This window comes from Aeromonas sp. R7-5 (genome assembly GCF_040908015.1).
In the GTDB taxonomy this organism is placed as follows: Bacteria; Pseudomonadota; Gammaproteobacteria; order Enterobacterales; family Aeromonadaceae; genus Aeromonas; species Aeromonas caviae.
In genome coordinates this window covers 150,807-168,122 of the sequence record NZ_JBFOCZ010000034.1, presented here as the reverse complement: position 1 = coordinate 168,122, position 17,316 = coordinate 150,807, and the positions used below count along the sequence as shown (strand labels likewise).

Genomic DNA, 17,316 nt, shown 5'->3' with positions numbered 1-17,316 from the left:
CCGTTTATTTTGTTCCTGACCGACGCGGGCAGCATGATCCGCTGGTTGTTCCCCCCAGGGCCCCTCTTTGTTGCCCGTCTGGTGGCCAAGTCACTGAATGTTAATAGCTGTTTGAAATTTATGACTGTTATGACCAGACAAAGCCGTGGACAAGCGTTCACGGGCGGGTTAAGTTGGTTTTTCACCCGCTTTTCGGGTGAATGATGGAAAACCCCTATTTTTCTACTATCGACGGCTCCGAACTCGCCTGATCTGCCTGCAGACAACAACAAGACTCGGATCGGCGCTGCCGGGAAGCAGCGGACTGTCGATAGCTTTCGCTTAACGGAGCAAAGCCTGGAGGGCTTTATCATGGAGATGTTATCAGGCGCCCAGATGGTGGTTAGAGCGCTGGAAGATCAGGGAGTGGAACACGTTTTCGGCTACCCTGGTGGCTCAGTGCTCGACATCTATGACGCTCTCTTCGAAAACGGCAAGATGGAGCATGTCCTGGTGCGGCACGAGCAGGCCGCAGTGCACATGGCGGACGGTTACGCCCGCTCCACCGGCAAGGTGGGCACTGTGCTGGTGACCTCGGGTCCCGGCGCCACCAACTGCATCACGGGGATCGCCACCGCCTACATGGATTCCATTCCCCTGGTGATCCTGTCCGGCCAGGTGCCGACCAGCATGATCGGGGAGGATGCGTTCCAGGAGACCGACATGATCGGCATCTCCCGCCCGGTGGTGAAGCACAGCTTCCTGTGCAAGAAAGCCAGCGACATTCCCGAGGCCATCAAGAAGGCCTATTATATTGCCGCCAGTGGCCGCCCGGGGCCCGTGGTGGTGGATCTGCCCAAAGACGTGCAGAATCCGAAAGAGAAGTTCCCCTATCAGTATCCCGAGTCCGTTTCCCTGCGCTCCTACAATCCGACTAAGGCGGGACACAAGGGCCAGATCAAGCGGGCTGCCAAGCTGCTGACCGAGGCGAGCCGCCCGGTCATGTACGTGGGTGGCGGCGCCATCAACGCCAATGCGGATCACCTGGTGACCAAGTTGGCGGAGCTGCTGAACCTGCCGGTGACCACCACGCTCATGGGGCTGGGCGCCTTCTCCGGCACCCATCCGCAGTTCATCGGCATGCTCGGCATGCACGGCACCTTCGAAGCGAACAAGAGCATGCACAACGCGGATCTCATCTTCGCTGTGGGTGCCCGCTTCGATGATCGCGTGACCAACAACGTAGCCAAGTTCTGCCCCAACGCTACCATAGTCCACATCGACATCGACCCCACCTCCATCTCCAAGACGGTACAGGCCCATGTGCCCATCGTCGGCTCGGTGGAAACCGTGCTGGAACAGATGCTGGAAGTGATCCGCGAATGCGGCTTTGACAACGACAAGCAGGCGTTGGCGGACTGGTGGGAGCAGATCAACCAGTGGCGCTCACGCAACTGCCTGGCTTACGAGACCCATCCCACCCTGATCAAGCCGCAGCAGGTCATCGAGACTCTCTACAAGGTGACCAAGGGGGAGGCCTTCGTCGCCTCCGACGTCGGCCAGCACCAGATGTTTGCCGCCCTCTACTACCCGTTTGCCAAACCGCGCCAGTGGATCAACTCCGGTGGCCTCGGCACCATGGGCTTTGGCATTCCCGCCGCCATGGGGGCCCAGTTCGCCAACCCGGAAGCCGTGGTCTGCTGCGTCACCGGCGACGGCTCGGTGCAGATGAACATCCAGGAGCTCTCCACCTGCATGCAGTACGGGGTGCCCATCAAGATCATCTCCATCAACAACCGTGCGCTGGGCATGGTCAAGCAGTGGCAGAAGATGTTCTACGGCGGCCGTCACAGCCACTCCTACATGGAATCCCTGCCTGACTTCGTCAAGCTGGCAGAAGCCTATGGCCACGTCGGCATTGCGGTGAGCGATCCGGCGGAGCTGGAGAGCGCCATGGAGAAGGCCTTTGCCATGAAGGACAGACTGGTGTTCATGGACATCTCGGTCGATCCGGACGAGCACGTCTATCCGATGCAGATCAAATTTGGCGCCATGGACGAGATGTGGCTGAGCAAGACGGAGAGAACCTGATGAGACATATAATTTCCGTTCTGCTGGAGAACGAATCCGGTGCCCTGAGCCGTGTGGTAGGTCTCTTCTCCCAGCGCGGCTACAACATCGAGACCCTGACGGTGGCCCCCACCGAGGATCCCACCCTGTCCCGCATGACCATCGTCACCATGGGGGATGAGCGGGTGCTGGAGCAGATCCAGAAGCAGCTGCACAAGCTGGTGGACGTGCTCAAGGTGTGTGACCTGAGCGAGGGTGAGCACATCGAGCGGGAGATCGCGCTGGTCAAGGCGCGCGCCGCCGGTGGTGCCCGTGACGAACTGAAGCGGCTGGCGGACATCTTCCGTGGCCAGATCGTCGACGTCACCCCCGAGCTCTACACGGTGCAGCTCGTCGGGACCAGCGAAAAGCTGGACGCCTTCATCAAGACGGCTGCCCAGACCAACGAAATCATCGAAGTGGTGCGCTCCGGTGTCTGTGGCATCTCCCGGGCGGACAAATCCCTGCGTCCCTGATGTGGCCGGATGTGAAAATAGCTGTTCAAGGGCTCTTCGGAGCCCTTTTTCGTGTCTGGCAGCGTTGCGGGCAAGTGGGGGGGCCGGTAGGGATGCAGGCCACAGCATCAGGAGGTTATCGAGGGGGTGAAAGAGAAGGGGGAAGGGAGGGTCTTCACCTGTCATTTTCTTTCAAATGATCGGTAAACTATCCACAAAAGCTGTGGAAAACTCTGTAGATTAGCGGTGTGTCTGGCGTTAGTCGCATGATCTTAAAGGGATATTTCAATTTGATCCTGGCTGGATCGCATTTGTGCAATCCCCTGGCGAGGGTGTGAGCGTTTGCTTATCCCTCGTGCCTTGCCAAGGGCGGAACGCGGATCTGTCTGTAGATCCGGACGGGATCCCGACCTGATCTTGCGGATCAACATTTCTGGGCGCGAGCCATAAAAAAAACCCGCCTCTCGGCGGGTTTTTCATTGTATCGGACTGCGGGTCGATTACTCGGCCTGTGCTGCCTGGATGCCGGTCAGGGCGATGGTGTAGACGATGTCGTCCACCAGGGCGCCACGGGAGAGGTCGTTGACCGGCTTGCGCATGCCTTGCAGCATGGGGCCGATGGAGACCAGCTCGGCGGAGCGCTGTACCGCCTTGTAGGTGGTGTTGCCGGTGTTGAGATCCGGGAAGACGAACACGGTGGCCTTGCCGGCAACCGGGGAGTTCGGTGCCTTGGACTTGGCGACGTTCTCCATGATGGCCGCATCGTACTGCAGCGGGCCGTCGATGATGAGGTCGGGACGCTTGGCCTTGGCCAGCTCGGTCGCTTCACGCACCTTCTCCACGTCCGCGCCGGCGCCAGAGGTGCCGGTGGAGTAGGAGATCATGGCCACGCGCGGCTCGATGCCGAAGGCGGCAGCGGAGTCGGCGGACTGGATGGCGATCTCGGCCAGCTGCTCGGCGGTGGGATCCGGGTTGATGGCGCAGTCACCGTAGACCAGCACCTGATCCGGCAGCAGCATGAAGAAGATGGAGGAGATCAGGGAAGAGCCCGGGGCGGTCTTGATGATCTGCATCGGCGGACGGATGGTGTTGGCAGTGGTGTGCACGGCGCCGGATACCAGACCGTCGACCTCGTTGCGCTCCAGCATCATGGTACCCAGTACCACGTTGTCTTCCAGCTGTTCGCGGGCAACCACTTCGGTCATGCCCTTGTTCTTGCGCAGCTCGACCAGACGAGCCACATAGCGCTCGCGTACGGCAACCGGATCGATGATCTCGACGCGGTCGGTCAGTACCACGCCCTGCTGTTCGGCAACACGACGGATCTCTTCCGGGTTGCCCAGCAGGACCGGACGGGCGATGCCACGCTCGGCACAGATGGCGGCAGCCTTGATGGTGCGCGGCTCTTCCCCTTCCGGCAGCACGACGCGCTTGTTGGCCTGACGGGCCAGTTCGGTCAGCTGGTAGCGGAAAGCCGGCGGGCTCAGGCGACGGGAACGGGTGGACTTGGCGGAGAGAGACTCGATCCAGTGCTTGTCGATGTGACCAGCAACGTAGTCCTGCACCAGCTCGATACGCTCGCGGTCATCTTCCGGGATGTCGACGTTGAAGTTCTGCAGGCTGACGGCGGTCTGCCAGGTGTTGGTGCCGGTGATCATGATCGGCAGACCGGTGGCCATGGCCTGTTGGCACAGTGCCATCACCTGCGGTTCCGGGTGGTAGTTGCCGGTCAGCAGCAGGGCACCCAGCTTGACGCCGTTCATGGCGGACAGGCAGGCGGAGACGATGACGTCGGAGCGGTCGCCGGAGGTCACCAGCAGGCTGCCCGGACGGAAGTGCTCGATCATGTTGTGGATGGAGCGGGCGCAGAAGGTCACGGTCTGCAGGCGGCGGCTTTCCAGCTCACCCTTGTTGATGATCTTGGCGGCCAGGTGCTTGGCGAGATCCTTGGCGCGTGGGGCGATCAGCTGGGTGTTCCAGGGAATGCAGCCGAGGATGCGCAGCGGACTCTTGCCGAAGACCTGCAGCACTTCCAGGTTGTGGCCGGTGTCGGCGCCGTGGTGGTGCGCTTCGAACATCTCGGTCAGGTCGGGACGGGTCACGCCGTGCTCGTCAACCGGGGCACCTACCTTGTTGATGACGCAGCCCACGATGCGCGGGTTGTTGACGCCACCGAAGTTGGAGCAGGCCAGCTCGATGCGCTCTTTGAGCTTCTGGCTGGAGTCGTTGCCCGGATGGGTCACGAACACCATGTCGGCGTCCAGCGCCTTGGCGACGTCGTAGTTCAGCTTGTTGGCAAAGGGTTGCTTGTCGGTCGGAACCAGGCCCTCGATCACCACCACTTCGGCACCGCTGGTCTTCACGTGCTCTTCGAAGCGGGCCACGATCTCTTCCAGCAGGATGTCGGTGTTGCTGGAGGTGATCATGTTCTCGGCGTAGGAGAGGGCGAACGGCTCGGGCGGGTTGATGTTGGCAGCGGCGCGGATCACGGCGGTGGAGCGCTCGGTACCGGTTTCACCCGGACGCGGCTGGGCGACCGGTTTGAAGAAGCTGACATTGACACCGTGACGTTCCATGGCGCGAACGACGCCAAGACTCACGGAGGTTACGCCGACACCAGTGCCGACCGGGATGAGCATAATAGTGCGTGCCACTTATTACCCCTTGTTCATTTTTTGGGATCAGGAAAAGGCCGCCCTGGGGCGGCCTTGCTCTACAGCTAATTTATGCGCCGACCAGTTCCAGCGCGTCGTGGGCGATGACCCACTCTTCGTTGGTCGGGATAACCAGGGCCTTGGTGGAACCAGCCTTGGTGATCTCGCCGCCCTTGCCGAAGCGAGCCTTCAGGTTGGCGTCGTGGTCGACGTCAAAGCCCAGCAGGCCCAGCTTGTTCAGGGTGATCTCACGGATCGGGGCGGAGTTCTCGCCGATGCCGCCGGTGAAGACCACGGCATCCAGACGACCGTCCATGGCGGCGGCGTAGGCACCGATGTACTTGGCCAGACGGTAGCAGTACACGTCCATGGCGCGCTTGGCTTCTTCCTTGCTGTCGTAGTTGTCTTCAACGAAACGGCAGTCGGAGGTGACTTCGGTCAGACCCTGCAGGCCGGATTCCTTGGTCAGCATGGTGTTGATCTCGGCAACGCTCATGCCCAGCTTGTCGTGCAGGAAGAAGATGATAGCCGGATCGATGTCACCGGAACGGGTACCCATCACCAGGCCTTCCAGCGGGGTCAGGCCCATGGAGGTGTCGACGGACTGGCCGTTCTTGATGGCGCAGACGGAGCCGCCGTTGCCCAGGTGGCAGTTGATGATGTTGAGCTCTTCCACCGGCTTGTTCAGCTGCTTGGCCGCTTCCAGGCTGATGTAGTAGTGGCTGGTGCCGTGGGCGCCGTAGCGACGGATGCCGTTCTCTTTGTAGAGCTTGTACGGCAGGGCGTACAGGAAGGCTTCTTCCGGCATGGTCTGGTGGAAGGCGGTGTCGAACACGGCGACGTTCTTCTCGGCCAGTTCCGGGAAGACCTTCAGGGCGGCACGGATACCGATCAGGTGAGCCGGGTTGTGCAGCGGTGCGTAAGGAATGGCGGCTTCGATGCCGGCAATGACGTCATCACAGATGCGAACGGAGGAGGTGAAACGCTCGCCGCCGTGTACCACGCGGTGGCCGATGGCGATCAGGTTCTTGGACAGTTCCGGGTTGAGCGGCAGGATCTTGTGAACGATGAAGTCCAGCGCTTCCTGGTGAGCGGCACCGGCACCCAGATCAGCGTTGCCTTTCTCGCCGTTCAGCTTCCACTTGATGCGGGCGTCGTCGAGGTTGAAGCATTCGGCCAGGCCGGACAGCAGGTCATCACCGGTGGTTGCGTCAATGACAGCAAACTTCAGGGACGAGCTGCCACAGTTAAGAACAAGAACCAGCTTACTCATGAATAAATCCTATCGCAGATTGGGTTGGGTTGGAGGATGCGCCGGACGCGGTGCGTCCAAAAACTATCAACTTATCCTTATGAGGGTTGGCAATCTGTTGCTTGCCCCTTGTATAGTGATACAAGACCCGAAATTCAGACGTCCCTGACTGGTCAGTGGCCGTGCCCCAGCGTAAAAATGGGCGTACAAAGGATAACCTGATTGTTGAAAAATAACAAAGTCATCCTCAACCTTTGTTATTGCCTCTCAAATATTGTCGAGGTTTTGCCGTTAATGCGTTCGAAAAGAGCTCGGAGGTAGCATGAGCATGAACATTTTTGGAACTAAATTACAGCAAGGCCGTCATTATATGACTCTTTGGCCGCGCCGTCCCGAGCTTAATTCCATGTTCCCGGAGAATCGGGTGATCAAGGCCACCGAATTCGCCCTCAAGGTGATCCCGGCACTGGCGGTGCTCAGCGTCATGGTGCAGTTCCAGTTTGGCGAGCTTCATTACTGGCCCTCCGTGATGGCGTCCGTGCTCTTCCTGCTCAGCCTGCCGCTGCAAGGGTACTACTGGCTCGGCCAGCGCGCCGATACCCGGCTGCCCCCCTCCCTCGCCACCTGGTATCGGGAGATAAACGGCAAGATGAACGAGCAGGGCGGTCAACGTCAGCTGGTGGCCCGTCCCCGCTACGAAGAGCTGGCCGATACCCTCAACGCCGCCTTCAAGCAGCTGGACAAATCCTTCCTCTACGAATGACTTTCCGGAGTCAGACTGACGACAAAGGCGCCCTCAGGCGCCTTTTTCACATTCTCAGGCGGCCAGCACCTTGCTGATCTCCTGGATGGAGAGCTTGTACTGACGGGGGCACTGACGCCAGACCGCCAGCATGCGCTGGTACTTGTCCCGCATGGCGATGTCGCTGGAGAGCTCGTCACAGGGGCAGGGCAGTTCGGGGAAGCGCTTGTCCACTTCCAGCAGGAAGCAGACGTAATCCGCCAGTTCCCGCTCCTGGCTGCGGCTGTAGCCGTTGAAGGCAAGGCGGCTCTCGTTGACATCGGCCCGGGCGCTGGCATCCAGGTTGCCCCAGGAGATGGCCAGTGCATGGTGCAGCTCCAGGGTGTCCAGCACCTCCTGGCAGGTGGCGAGGTCCAGATGGCCGAAGCTCTTCTCCAGCTCGAGGATCTGCAGGCAGTAGCCGCGCTCGACGATGGTGCTGGCACGCTGGTAAAACGCCGTCTTTTCCGGATTGAGTTTGGCCAGGATCTCGTACTGGTTGCTCAGGATCAGGCGTTCGGTGTGGCTCATGTTCATGGGCTGTCTCGCTGGAAAATGAATCTGGGGTCACGTTAACCCATATCCAGGATGAATTTTTTGATCTGAGAGGGGAGGTTGGCGAGAAAAAGGGGTAAGAGGCGCCCTGGTGAGCCGCCAGAGAGTGGGGGCTGATGCCGTGGTGAAACGAGCAGGGCCCGCCATGGCGAGCCCTGCAACAATGCCGCTGGTGGCTTAGCCCTTGACGAGGTCGAGCACCACCTGATGGTGATCGCTGGTCTTGAACTTGTCGAAGCGATGGGCAACCTTGCCCTCTTCATCGATGAGGAAACTCAGGCGATGGATGCCGTCATACTCCTTGCCCATGAACTTCTTCGGGCCCCAGACGCCAAAGGCATCGGCCACCGCGTGATCCTCATCGGCCAGCAGGCGGAAGTTGAGGTTGTCGCGCTCCTCGAACTTTTTCAGGCGCTTGGCGCTGTCCGGGCTGATGCCGAGCACCACCACATTGAGGGCAGCCAGCTCGCTATTGACGTCGCGCAGACCGCAGGCCTGGGTGGTGCAACCCGGGGTCATCGCCTTGGGGTAGAAATAGATCAGCACCTTCTTGCCGCGCAGGTCGGCGAGGCGAACCTGATTGCCGTCCTGATCGGAGAGGGAGAAATCGGGGGCCTGGGTACCAGCTTCTAGTGGTGACATGGGGTCTCCTCGGATAAACGCCGTCAGGCGTACTTGTGATTGACGATGAATTCGAACGACTCGGCGCCCAGTCCACGACAGAAATCGGCGAAGGCTGTCTTCGAGCCAGGCTCTTCTCCCTGCTTGGAGAGATTCAACTGAAAGTTCGCCTTGAGCAGGTTGAAGGGTTGCTGTTCCAGGGTGATGGTCTGCATGGCCTGGATGTCCCAGCCGTGATCGCTGAAGAACTGGGTGCACTGACTTACGATGCCCGGCTGATCCCGGATCAGCACCTCTGCGCTGGCGCTGATGTCATATTGCAGGGAGTGGTGGCGCTCGGTGCGTTTCATCATGGTGATGAGATCCCACTCCTGGCTGCGCAGTGGGAGGCTGATTTCCAGTTGCATCAGGCTGTTCCAGTCACCGGACAGCAGCATGATGAAGGTGAATTCGTTGCCGAAGATGCCAAGACGGCTGTCGACAATGTTGCAACCGCAGCCACTGACGTGACGGGTCACCTCATTGACGATGCCAGGCCTGTCCGTGCCGATGGCCGTTACGACCAGGTAGTGAGTCATAAATCGTCTCTCGTCCATTATTGAGAATGCGTTGACCGCGGGTGCCGGCACCCTGCCGGGAGGCCTCTTGTGCGCTCGTGCATTCATACGTTTTGTGCCGGATGGTAACACGGCTTGTCCCGTGCCTCCCTTGTTTTTCAAAAGGGGCAGCTTTACCATTACGCCCCTGAAAATCGGGAGAATTATCCATGTTACGCGGTAGTATTGTTGCGCTCGTTACCCCCATGCTGCCTTCGGGCGACATCGATTGGGTCAGTCTGGCAGCGCTGGTGGAATATCATGTGGATGCCGGGACCAGCGCCATTGTCGCCGTGGGAACCACGGGAGAGTCGGTCACCCTGAGCGAGCAGGAACATATCGCCGTGGTTGAGAAGACGGTGGAATACGCCGCCGGACGCATTCCCGTCATCGCGGGCTGCGGATCCAACAATACTGCTCACGCCATCGCCCTCTCCCGGCGTTTCGCCACCATGGGCGTGGTGGCGGGTCTCTCGGTTACCCCCTATTACAACAAACCCACCCAGGAAGGCCTCTATCGTCACTATTGTGCGATCGCCGAGGCTAGTGGTCTGCCTCAAATTCTCTATAATGTGCCCGGTCGCACCTGCTGTGACCTCAAACCCGAGACGGTGGCCCGTCTGGCCAAGGTGCCCGGCATCATAGGTTTGAAAGAAGCGACTGGCGATCTTGGCCGTACCCCGCTGCTGCGCGAACTGTGCGGGCCGGATTTTGCGCTTTATAGTGGCGATGACGCCAGCGGATGTGATTTTATGCTGCAAGGGGGCGATGGTGTCATTTCGGTCACCACCAATATTGCGGCGCCCCAGATGGCCGACATGTGTCGTGCTGCCCTGGCCGGTGATGCCGGGCAGGCTCATGACATCAACAATCGATTGATGCCGTTGCATCAGACTCTGTTCTGTGAACCGAGTCCCATCCCGGTGAAATGGGCCTGTGCCCGGCTGGGATTGATGGCGACGGCGACCTTGCGTCTGCCCCTGACCGATCTCACCCCCGAGGGGGAAGCGGCGATGGCGCGAGCACTGACGACTGCGGAGTTGATGGCGAGTGTTTAAAGCAAATGGAAAGGGAAATGCAGTGCGCCTGGTACTGAGTGTCGCGACGGTGGCCGTGCTGGCTGCCTGCAGCTCACCCCAGGAACGCAAAATGGCCAACCGTGGCTTCGAGTATGAAGAGAGCCGCCTCGAAGGCCGCGCCTTCCTTGTGCCCGCCGGGTTGAGTACCCCCGCCTTTAACAGCAATTTCGACATTCCGGCTCTGCCCGAGAGCAGCCGTGAGGGCGCCCTCGGGGCCAAGGTGGACGTGCGTCCGCCCGCCCAGTTGCTCACCGTGGTGCCCGGCAGCCAGGTGGTGGCCAATGCCAGCGAGCCAACCGTCGCCTTCTATGCCCTCAGCACCTCCCAGAGTGTGGAGCGCGATACCTGGGCCTTCCTGATGAACTTCCTGGCCGAACACAAGGTCACCACCGAGAAGCTGGACCAGCAGGACGGCGTCTTGCAGACCGGCTGGTTTGACAACTCAGCGGTGCTCGATGGCTGGGCGGAAGATGACGATGACTTCAAGATCCGTCAGCGTTACCAGTTCACCCTGCGCAACGATGTGCAGCGTCACGCCATCAAGATGTCGGTACGGGTGCTGGATCACGAAGAGACCATCGACGGCGAGACCAGCACTGTGCTGACGCCGGCGGACGCCCAGCGTTATGCTACCCGCGCCCTGAACCAGTTCTCCCTCTATTACGACAAGCAGCTCAAGGCCCGTGAACAGCACAAGTCCAGCGATGGCATGGGGCTGGAGCTGGGTCTGGACAACAACGAGCTGAGCGCCTGGATTGCCGAAGGGTCGTTTGACCAGGTGTGGCGCCGCCTCAATCAGGTGCTGCCTGCCTATGGTTTCACCATCAAGGATACCCAGCAGTCCCTGGGCTGGATCGACGTGGAGTACGACGAGCCGGACAGCGAGTTCTGGAAGGCTAAGGGAGCGGAACCCTTCAAGCTCGAGGAAGACAAGTATCGCTTCCAGCTCGGCGAGATGACGGGCGGCAAGACCTCCATCACCCTGTTCGACAAGGACAAGAAGCCTGTCGCATCCGGTGTCATCTCCCAGATGTACATCAGCCTGTCCGAGGCCTTTGCCAAGGGCTTGGCCGATCAGGGGGCGAAGTAAGCATGAAAACAGGGGCCTCGCGCCCCTGTTTTGTTATGTCCGGGTTGCCGCAGGGCCAGCGTGCCGAGCCGGTTGCCCCGGGCCTGAGTACCTGATGATGTGAATCCCCCACAGACAGGGGTCTGGTGCCCCTGCCTAACTAGTCCCACAACAGGAAGTGTTATTAGCCATGAGTCTTGCAGATCAAGTATTGGCGGTGAACGACGATTTGCCGATCCGTACCGATAAACCTGTCCATTCCGGCAAAGTGCGCAGCGTCTACTGGTTGACCCCGGCAGACAGTGCCCGGCTCATTCGGGAGAAAGGCTATGATGTGCCGGCCGATACGCCCCTGGCCCTCATGGTGATCAGTGATCGCATCTCGGCTTTCGACTGCATCTGGCAAGGGGTGGACGGTCTGAACGGCGTGCCGGGCAAGGGCGCGGCGCTCAATGCCATCTCCAGCCACTGGTTCAAGCTGTTCAAGGAGCAGGGGCTGGCGGACAGCCACATCCTGGACATCCCGCACCCCTTCGTCTGGATCGTGCAAAAAGCCCGTCCCGTGATGATCGAGGCCATTGCCCGCCAGTACATCACCGGCTCCATGTGGCGTGCCTACAAGGATGGTGAGCGGGAATTCTGCGGCATCACCCTGCCGGAAGGGCTCAAGAAGGATCAGAAGCTGCCCGAGATCCTCATCACCCCGTCCACCAAGGGGATCCTCAAGGGGCTGTATGGCGTGCCGGAAGCGGACGACGTCAACGTCTCCCGCGGCGACATCGAGCGCCACCATCAGGCCTTCGGCTTCCGCTCCCCGGCGGACATCGACCGCTACGAGGCGCTGCTCAAAGAGGGCTTCAACGTCATCAGCGAGGCGCTGGCTGCCCTGGATCAGGTCTTCGTCGACACCAAGTTCGAGTTCGGTTACGTGACCGATGCCGCCGGTCGCGAGAAGCTCATCTACATGGATGAAGTGGGCACCCCCGACAGCTCACGCATCTGGGACGGCGCAGCCCTTCGCGGCGGCGAGATCATCGAGAAGTCCAAAGAGGGCTTCCGCCAGTGGCTGCTGAACCACTTCCCGGATCCGGACATCCTGCTCAACAAGAACCGCATGCCCGAGCGCTTCGCCCTGGCCCGTGACAACAAGCTGCCCACCGAGGTGATGATGGATATCTCCCGCACCTATGTGGGGATCGCCGAGATGATCATCGGTCAGCCGCTGGTACGCAGTACCAATCCGAAGCAGGAGATCATCGAGGTACTGCGGGAGCAGTACGGCCTGATCGACTGAGGCCGACCGCTTTTTTTGCCGCAGGCGAACAAACGTTTGCCGGTGGCAGGCGAGGCACTTGCAACGCAGATGACAAAACGGGCCCCATGACGGGGCCCGTTTTCATTGGGTTGTCCGGAGCGCTCAGCCATTGACCCGGAAGATCTGGCCGGTCTGTACCCCCAGTACCGATTTCTTGTAGGCCTGGGCCACCCGGGCGGCGGGTACCGGCACGAAGCCCGGGAAGAAGTCGGCATACTTGCCCATGGACTCTTCCAGCACGGTGGGGCTGACCACGTTGATGCGAATGCCCCTTGGCAGCTCGCAGGCGGCCCCTTTCACGAAGTGCTCGATGGCACCGTTGATGGTGGTGGCGCTCACCCCCCAGTGGATGGGCTCCTCGCTCAGAATGCCGCTGATGAGGGTGATGGAGCCACGGTCGCTCAGGTGGGCAATGGCGGCCCGGGTCAGGTTGATTTGGCCCATCAGCTTGCTCTGAAGCCCCACCTGCCACTGCTCGTCCGTCATCTCGGTCAGGGCATTGAAGGCGACGCTGCCGCTGGCGACCACCAGGGCATCGAAGGATCCGATCTGCTCGAAGAGCGCCCGGATGGAGGCGGGGTCGCGCATGTCCACTCTGGCATCCCCCTGGCTGTGACCGACCCGGATCACCTGGTGATCCTGGGCAAGCAGTTCGCTGACGGCGGCGCCAATGGTGCCGGAGGCACCCACAATCACAATCTTCATATCTATCGCTCCTGGTTGAGATGAGTTGATGATAGCGGGATAAAAAGGGAGAAAAAGCGCTTATGATGAACCCATTGTTTCCATATTGGTGCTAATGATGGATATCACCCACCTGGCCAGTTTCTATGAAGTGGTGCAGCGGGGCAGTTTCTCCGCCGCTGCCGATGCCCTGGGGGTGAGCAAGGGGATGCTGAGTCGCCATGTCAGCGCCCTGGAGTCCGCCCTCAATGCCCAGCTGCTCCAGCGCACGACCCGCAGACTCAGCCTGACCGAGGCGGGGAGGGTGCTTCACCAGCAGGCCGGCGAGATCTTCGCCCTGGCCCGGGAGGCGGAGGAGGGGATCCGCGCCCTGACCGAGGAGGACAGCGGCCGCCTGCGCTTCACCTGCCCGGTCAGCACGGGGGACCGCATGGTGAGCGAGCTGCTCGCCCGTTTTGCCGAGCTCTGCCCCCGCGTCCAGGTCGAGCTCAACTTCACCAATGCCATGATCGACATGAGCCAGGGGGAGAATGACATCGCCTTGCGGGCCATGGAGCTGATCCCCGACAACCTGGTGGCCCTGCCGCTCGGCAGGCTCAAGGATGTGGTGGTGGCAAGCCCCGCCCTGCTGGCCCGGGAGGGGATCCCCGCCACTCCCTATGAGCTGGGGAGGCGCTCCTGCCTGCTGCAGGGCCACAACCCGGACTGGGAGCAGTGGCACTTTCGCCAGGGGGAGGAGGAGGCGCACATCCTGGTGCAGGGGCGAGTGCGGGCCAACCACTACAGCACCCTGCTGCAACTGGCCCGGGCGGGCATGGGCTTTGCCAAGTGCCCACTGATGCTGGTGGAGGCCAGCCTGGCCCGAGGGGAGCTGGTGGCCGTGCTGACGGAGTGGCAGACCGGCCTGCACCCGATCCATGTGCTGCACGCCCAGCAGCGCCGGGTGCCGCGCAAGATCCGGCTGTTCAAGCAGGTGCTGGCCCAGTGGTTTGCCGAGCGGCCCCATTATCTGCTGGGGTGAGCCTGCATCCCGTTATTTTTCTGTCATCTGGGGCTGCTACCCTGCGCCCTTCATCGCGAAAGGAGAGTCAGGGAATGAAGCGTCATCAGGGTTGGGCAGGGGTTGCGCTGCTGTGCTGCGGCGGTGTGCAGGCCGAGGTCAGGGTCGAGGTGCCCCGGGATTTCCAGATCCTGGCGGTGAGCGCCGGCAAGGTGCAGGACGAGCAGCATGCCGTGCTGGCCGACGGGGAGCAGCAACTGCTGGTGCGCTACGAGGGGGTGATCCCGAGTCGCAACAGCAGCGACAACGATCGCCAGGTTCGCTCCGAGCCCCAGGTGCTTCGCTATGAGGCCCGCGGGCAGTCGGTGCGCCTGCAGGCTCCCGTGCCTGCGGACGAGGCCGGGATGGAACGCTACGCCAGGGCCCCTGTCCTGGGCCTGGTGGCGGGGGGGCAGCCCCTCGAGGTGCGCCAGGATACGCTGATGGTGCAGGGGATGCAGATCGGCATGGACTGGCATGCGAGGCTGATGGAGTACAACCGTGGCGAGGGGCCTGCCGTGCTCGCCGGTGCGGCGGATGTGGCTGCGGCCGCCGTGGCGACGCCCCGGGCCTCCTCCGTGCCTGCCAGCGCCCTGGAAGGGCAGTTGCAACAGCTTTTCCTGCAGGCGGACCCCGCGCTTCGCAAGCGCTTCATCGGTTGGGCCGTGCCGCGCCTTTAAGTTTGCTCCCCGTTGCAGTAACGTGGGCACATCTTTGATTCCCGATGTGCCCATGTTGATCAGCGAGGCCCCCATGTTTGAATTGCACCCCCGCCTTCAGGCGGATACCCGGATACTCGGGGATCTGCCCCTGTGCCGCGTCCTGCTGGCCAAAGACAGCCAGTATCCCTGGCTGATTCTGGTGCCCCGGGTCGCCAACCTGCGGGAGATCCATCATCTGGCCCCCGAGCAGCAACAGCAGTTGATGCAGGAGTCCTGCGCCGTCGCCACCCTGATGGAGCGGGCACTCGGCCCGGACAAGATCAACGTGGCGGCCCTCGGCAATCTGGTGCCTCAGCTGCACCTGCACCACGTGGCCCGCTTCAGCTCGGATGCGGCCTGGCCCGGCCCCATCTGGGGTGCCTGTCCCGCCATTCCCTATGAGGAGCAGGCCTTGCAAGGGGCGGCTGCCAGTTGGCAAACCCGTCTGGCTACCCTGGATGGATTTCAGCCATTTCTGACTGATAATCCAGTCAAGTGAGAGGTGGCTCGCGCTTTGGGCACCGGGATCACGCAATCTGTTAGCGTATCGCGTCGGTGCATGGTGACATGGGCGACACGAGTGACAGCCCCATTATTTCGATCAGCAGGAAGGTTCCATGATAGTGACAAGATCCGAGGATGATGCCGTATTGACCACAGAGGACGTACTGCTGAGCCTGTGCAATTCGGTGACGAGCGTATTGAGTGCGGCGACCCAGACCCAGGTGCGCTTCTCCGGCATGGTGCAGCGGATCAGCAAGACCTGCCTCAAGCCTGACATCGGCTGTTTCGTGCTGTTTGACGGCGGCTTCTCCGGCCTGGTGGTGATCAACTTCTCCGCCGCCGCGGCCATGGAGCTCTACCAGAGCTACATGCTGAGCATGGGGCTCTCCAAGGAGGATCTCGCCATCTCCCACACCTCGGACGAGGTGAGCAACGTCATGGGCGAGCTGATGAACCAGATCGTCGGCAGCTTCACCACCAAGGTGGGGCGCGAGCTGCAGACCCACATCACCCAGAACCAGCCCAAGATGCTGGCGCTCAACAAGCAGGTGATGCTGAGCGTCGACACCAACCTCGACAATCCCGAGACCCGCCGGGTGACCTTCTTCACCGCCAGCAACAACATCTTCTATCTGGAGCTGGCCATGGACAAGACGGAGTTTATCCGGATCCATGATGGCGGCGTGCAGGAGGAGGTGGATCCCGACGAGCTGATCGCCCAGGCCAAGCAGTCAGCCAAACCGGCACCGGCGGCCGCGCCGGCGAGCAACGAGCACGACGATCTGCTGGATTCCCTCGGCATCTGATGGTCGAGGGTTGTGCAAATGAAGAGGCCACCCCGGGGGTGGCCTCCTTGCTTGGGGCGGGTCAGAAGTTGTAAAGCAGCCCGGTACTGAAGCGAAGCGCCTCGGCATCGTAGAAGTCGATGTCGGAGTCGGCGCTGGAGTAGGCCGCGGTGAAGGTGGCGGCAAGGGGTTTGATGCCGAACAGGTTGTGCCAGAAGAAGGTGCCATTGAGGGCGAACTCGCTGGCATCGGCGCGCTGGCCGAACAGGGGATTCGCCTCGTCATACTTGCGCTTGCCGGCGTAGAGGTTGCTCACGATGGACCACTGGGAGGCGCGCTTGGCATAGGTCAGCTGCAGACCGGTGTTCTTGAAGCTCTCCGCACTCCCGTCCAGGCGGGCCTCCTTGTAGAGGAAGGCGGGCTCCAGCAACTGGTCGCCGCCGAAGTGGTACTGGTAGGAAACAGCCAGGTCGTGGACCTTGCCGTTGCGGCTCAGCATGGAGGCGTAGTGGGTGCCGTGGGTCAGGTCATATTGCTGGCCGCTGCGCTCCTCGTCGAGCTCCACTTCCCGGCTGGTCAGGGTGGCGTAGACGTTGCTGCCCCAGATCCTGTCCCAGGCAAAGCGCACCCCTTTCGAGGTGAGATCGGTGGCGCTGCGGTCCACGCCGGTGGCGAAGGGATCGCTCCACACTTCCACCGGCATGAGGTTGAACACCAGGGAGGTGGCGACGATACCCTTGTCGCCCATCTCCTGGCGCAGACCGAGTTGCTGGGTAAAGTCGAAGCGCACCGCGTCCTGGATGAGGTTGCCGAGAAAGACCTGGGTGCGGGTATCGGCGAAGGTGTAGCGGATATCGGCATTGAGCAGCGGGCTCAGACCGCTTTCGCGGCCGGGGGAGCCCAGATCATCGATACGGCTGTTGCTGTCGTCACCGGCATAGAAGTTGGACTTGTGGCTGCCGGCATTGACTCCGCCCAGCAGAAAACCGGACCAGCCGGTCTGGCGGGGGATCTCCCCCAAATCGGCGTGGGCGGTGGTGGCGACCAGCAGGCCAAGGCTCAACAGAACATGATTTCGCATCGGGTATGCTCCTGACATAACGAATGAGAAGGGTGACAGTGTGCCTCGGTATTCCGG

17 protein-coding genes are annotated in these 17,316 nt (G+C 61.3%); 10 read left to right on the top strand and 7 right to left on the bottom strand.

Features of this window, described 5'->3' with window-relative positions; translation table 11 throughout:
• Window positions 1-351: 351 nt before the first annotated feature.
• Both AB5Y53_RS19750 and ilvN read left to right on the top strand, forming a co-directional pair.
• Window positions 352-2,070, top strand: coding sequence for an acetolactate synthase 3 large subunit (locus tag AB5Y53_RS19750; RefSeq protein WP_010673159.1), 1,719 nt, complete (start codon window positions 352-354; stop codon window positions 2,068-2,070).
• The gene (ilvN, locus tag AB5Y53_RS19745; protein ID WP_010673160.1) at window positions 2,070-2,564 is read left to right on the top strand and encodes an acetolactate synthase small subunit; all 495 of its coding nucleotides are present in this window, start codon (window positions 2,070-2,072) and stop codon (window positions 2,562-2,564) included. Before AB5Y53_RS19750 ends, ilvN begins: the two co-directional genes overlap by 1 nt.
• Before the next feature lie 479 nt (window positions 2,565-3,043).
• On the opposite strand, the gene pta is transcribed toward ilvN, so the two are convergent.
• Together pta and AB5Y53_RS19735 are read right to left on the bottom strand one after the other, a co-directional pair.
• Entirely contained in the window at window positions 3,044-5,197 is a 2,154-nt protein-coding gene (gene pta, locus AB5Y53_RS19740) for a phosphate acetyltransferase (RefSeq protein WP_010673161.1), read from the bottom strand.
• 70 nt (window positions 5,198-5,267) lie between these two features.
• Window positions 5,268-6,470 carry an acetate kinase gene (locus AB5Y53_RS19735; protein ID WP_010673162.1) on the bottom strand — a complete coding sequence of 401 codons (1,203 nt, stop codon included), beginning with the start codon at window positions 6,468-6,470 and terminating at the stop codon, window positions 5,268-5,270.
• A 301-nt stretch (window positions 6,471-6,771) separates the two neighbouring features.
• Between AB5Y53_RS19735 and yfbV the strand changes: the two genes are divergently transcribed.
• A complete protein-coding gene (gene yfbV / locus AB5Y53_RS19730) occupies window positions 6,772-7,212 on the top strand; it encodes a terminus macrodomain insulation protein YfbV (RefSeq protein ID WP_029313829.1) in 441 nt (146 codons plus the stop codon).
• 54 nt (window positions 7,213-7,266) lie between these two features.
• On the opposite strand, the gene AB5Y53_RS19725 is transcribed toward yfbV, so the two are convergent.
• The 3 genes from AB5Y53_RS19725 to AB5Y53_RS19715 form a co-directional block, all read right to left on the bottom strand.
• Window positions 7,267-7,767 carry a YfbU family protein gene (locus tag AB5Y53_RS19725; RefSeq protein ID WP_368182992.1) on the bottom strand — a complete coding sequence of 167 codons (501 nt, stop codon included), beginning with the start codon at window positions 7,765-7,767 and terminating at the stop codon, window positions 7,267-7,269.
• Window positions 7,768-7,962: 195 nt separating this feature from the next.
• Window positions 7,963-8,427, bottom strand: coding sequence for a thioredoxin-dependent thiol peroxidase (gene bcp / locus AB5Y53_RS19720; protein WP_010673165.1), 465 nt, complete (start codon window positions 8,425-8,427; stop codon window positions 7,963-7,965).
• Between the two features lie 23 nt (window positions 8,428-8,450).
• Entirely contained in the window at window positions 8,451-8,984 is a 534-nt protein-coding gene (locus AB5Y53_RS19715; RefSeq protein ID WP_010673166.1) for a glycine cleavage system protein R, read from the bottom strand.
• 188 nt (window positions 8,985-9,172) lie between these two features.
• Here AB5Y53_RS19715 and dapA point away from each other — a divergent pair, with 188 nt between their 5' ends.
• The 3 genes from dapA (at window position 9,173) to AB5Y53_RS19700 (ending at window position 12,444) form a co-directional block, all read left to right on the top strand.
• A complete protein-coding gene (gene dapA, locus AB5Y53_RS19710; protein WP_029313831.1) occupies window positions 9,173-10,060 on the top strand; it encodes a 4-hydroxy-tetrahydrodipicolinate synthase in 888 nt (295 codons plus the stop codon).
• On the top strand, window positions 10,053-11,171 hold the full coding sequence (gene bamC, locus AB5Y53_RS19705; RefSeq protein WP_029313833.1) for an outer membrane protein assembly factor BamC: 1,119 nt from the start codon (window positions 10,053-10,055) through the stop codon (window positions 11,169-11,171). The genes dapA and bamC overlap by 8 nt, the downstream gene beginning before the upstream one ends.
• 169 nt (window positions 11,172-11,340) lie before the next feature.
• A complete protein-coding gene (locus tag AB5Y53_RS19700) occupies window positions 11,341-12,444 on the top strand; it encodes a phosphoribosylaminoimidazolesuccinocarboxamide synthase (protein WP_368182991.1) in 1,104 nt (367 codons plus the stop codon).
• A 123-nt stretch (window positions 12,445-12,567) separates the two neighbouring features.
• Here AB5Y53_RS19700 and AB5Y53_RS19695 read toward each other — a convergent pair whose 3' ends face one another.
• Window positions 12,568-13,170, bottom strand: a complete 603-nt coding sequence (locus AB5Y53_RS19695) for a short chain dehydrogenase (protein WP_043152536.1) — start codon at window positions 13,168-13,170, stop codon at window positions 12,568-12,570.
• Window positions 13,171-13,267: 97 nt separating this feature from the next.
• On the opposite strand from AB5Y53_RS19695, the gene AB5Y53_RS19690 reads away from it, so the two are divergent.
• The 4 genes from AB5Y53_RS19690 (at window position 13,268) to AB5Y53_RS19675 (ending at window position 16,199) form a co-directional block, all read left to right on the top strand.
• Window positions 13,268-14,170: a LysR family transcriptional regulator gene (locus tag AB5Y53_RS19690; protein ID WP_368182990.1), complete on the top strand. Its 903-nt coding sequence runs from the start codon at window positions 13,268-13,270 to the stop codon at window positions 14,168-14,170.
• Between the two features lie 74 nt (window positions 14,171-14,244).
• Window positions 14,245-14,868: a DUF2057 domain-containing protein gene (locus AB5Y53_RS19685; RefSeq protein WP_119197349.1), complete on the top strand. Its 624-nt coding sequence runs from the start codon at window positions 14,245-14,247 to the stop codon at window positions 14,866-14,868.
• Between the two features lie 73 nt (window positions 14,869-14,941).
• A complete protein-coding gene (locus AB5Y53_RS19680; RefSeq protein WP_039040966.1) occupies window positions 14,942-15,388 on the top strand; it encodes an HIT domain-containing protein in 447 nt (148 codons plus the stop codon).
• A gap of 118 nt (window positions 15,389-15,506) precedes the next feature.
• Window positions 15,507-16,199: a DUF3334 family protein gene (locus AB5Y53_RS19675; RefSeq protein WP_029313837.1), complete on the top strand. Its 693-nt coding sequence runs from the start codon at window positions 15,507-15,509 to the stop codon at window positions 16,197-16,199.
• A 61-nt stretch (window positions 16,200-16,260) separates the two neighbouring features.
• Here the strand turns inward: AB5Y53_RS19675 and AB5Y53_RS19670 are convergent, their stop codons facing one another.
• The gene (locus AB5Y53_RS19670; RefSeq protein WP_042881204.1) at window positions 16,261-17,259 is read right to left on the bottom strand and encodes a DUF2860 family protein; all 999 of its coding nucleotides are present in this window, start codon (window positions 17,257-17,259) and stop codon (window positions 16,261-16,263) included.
• Window positions 17,260-17,316 lie beyond the last annotated feature (57 nt).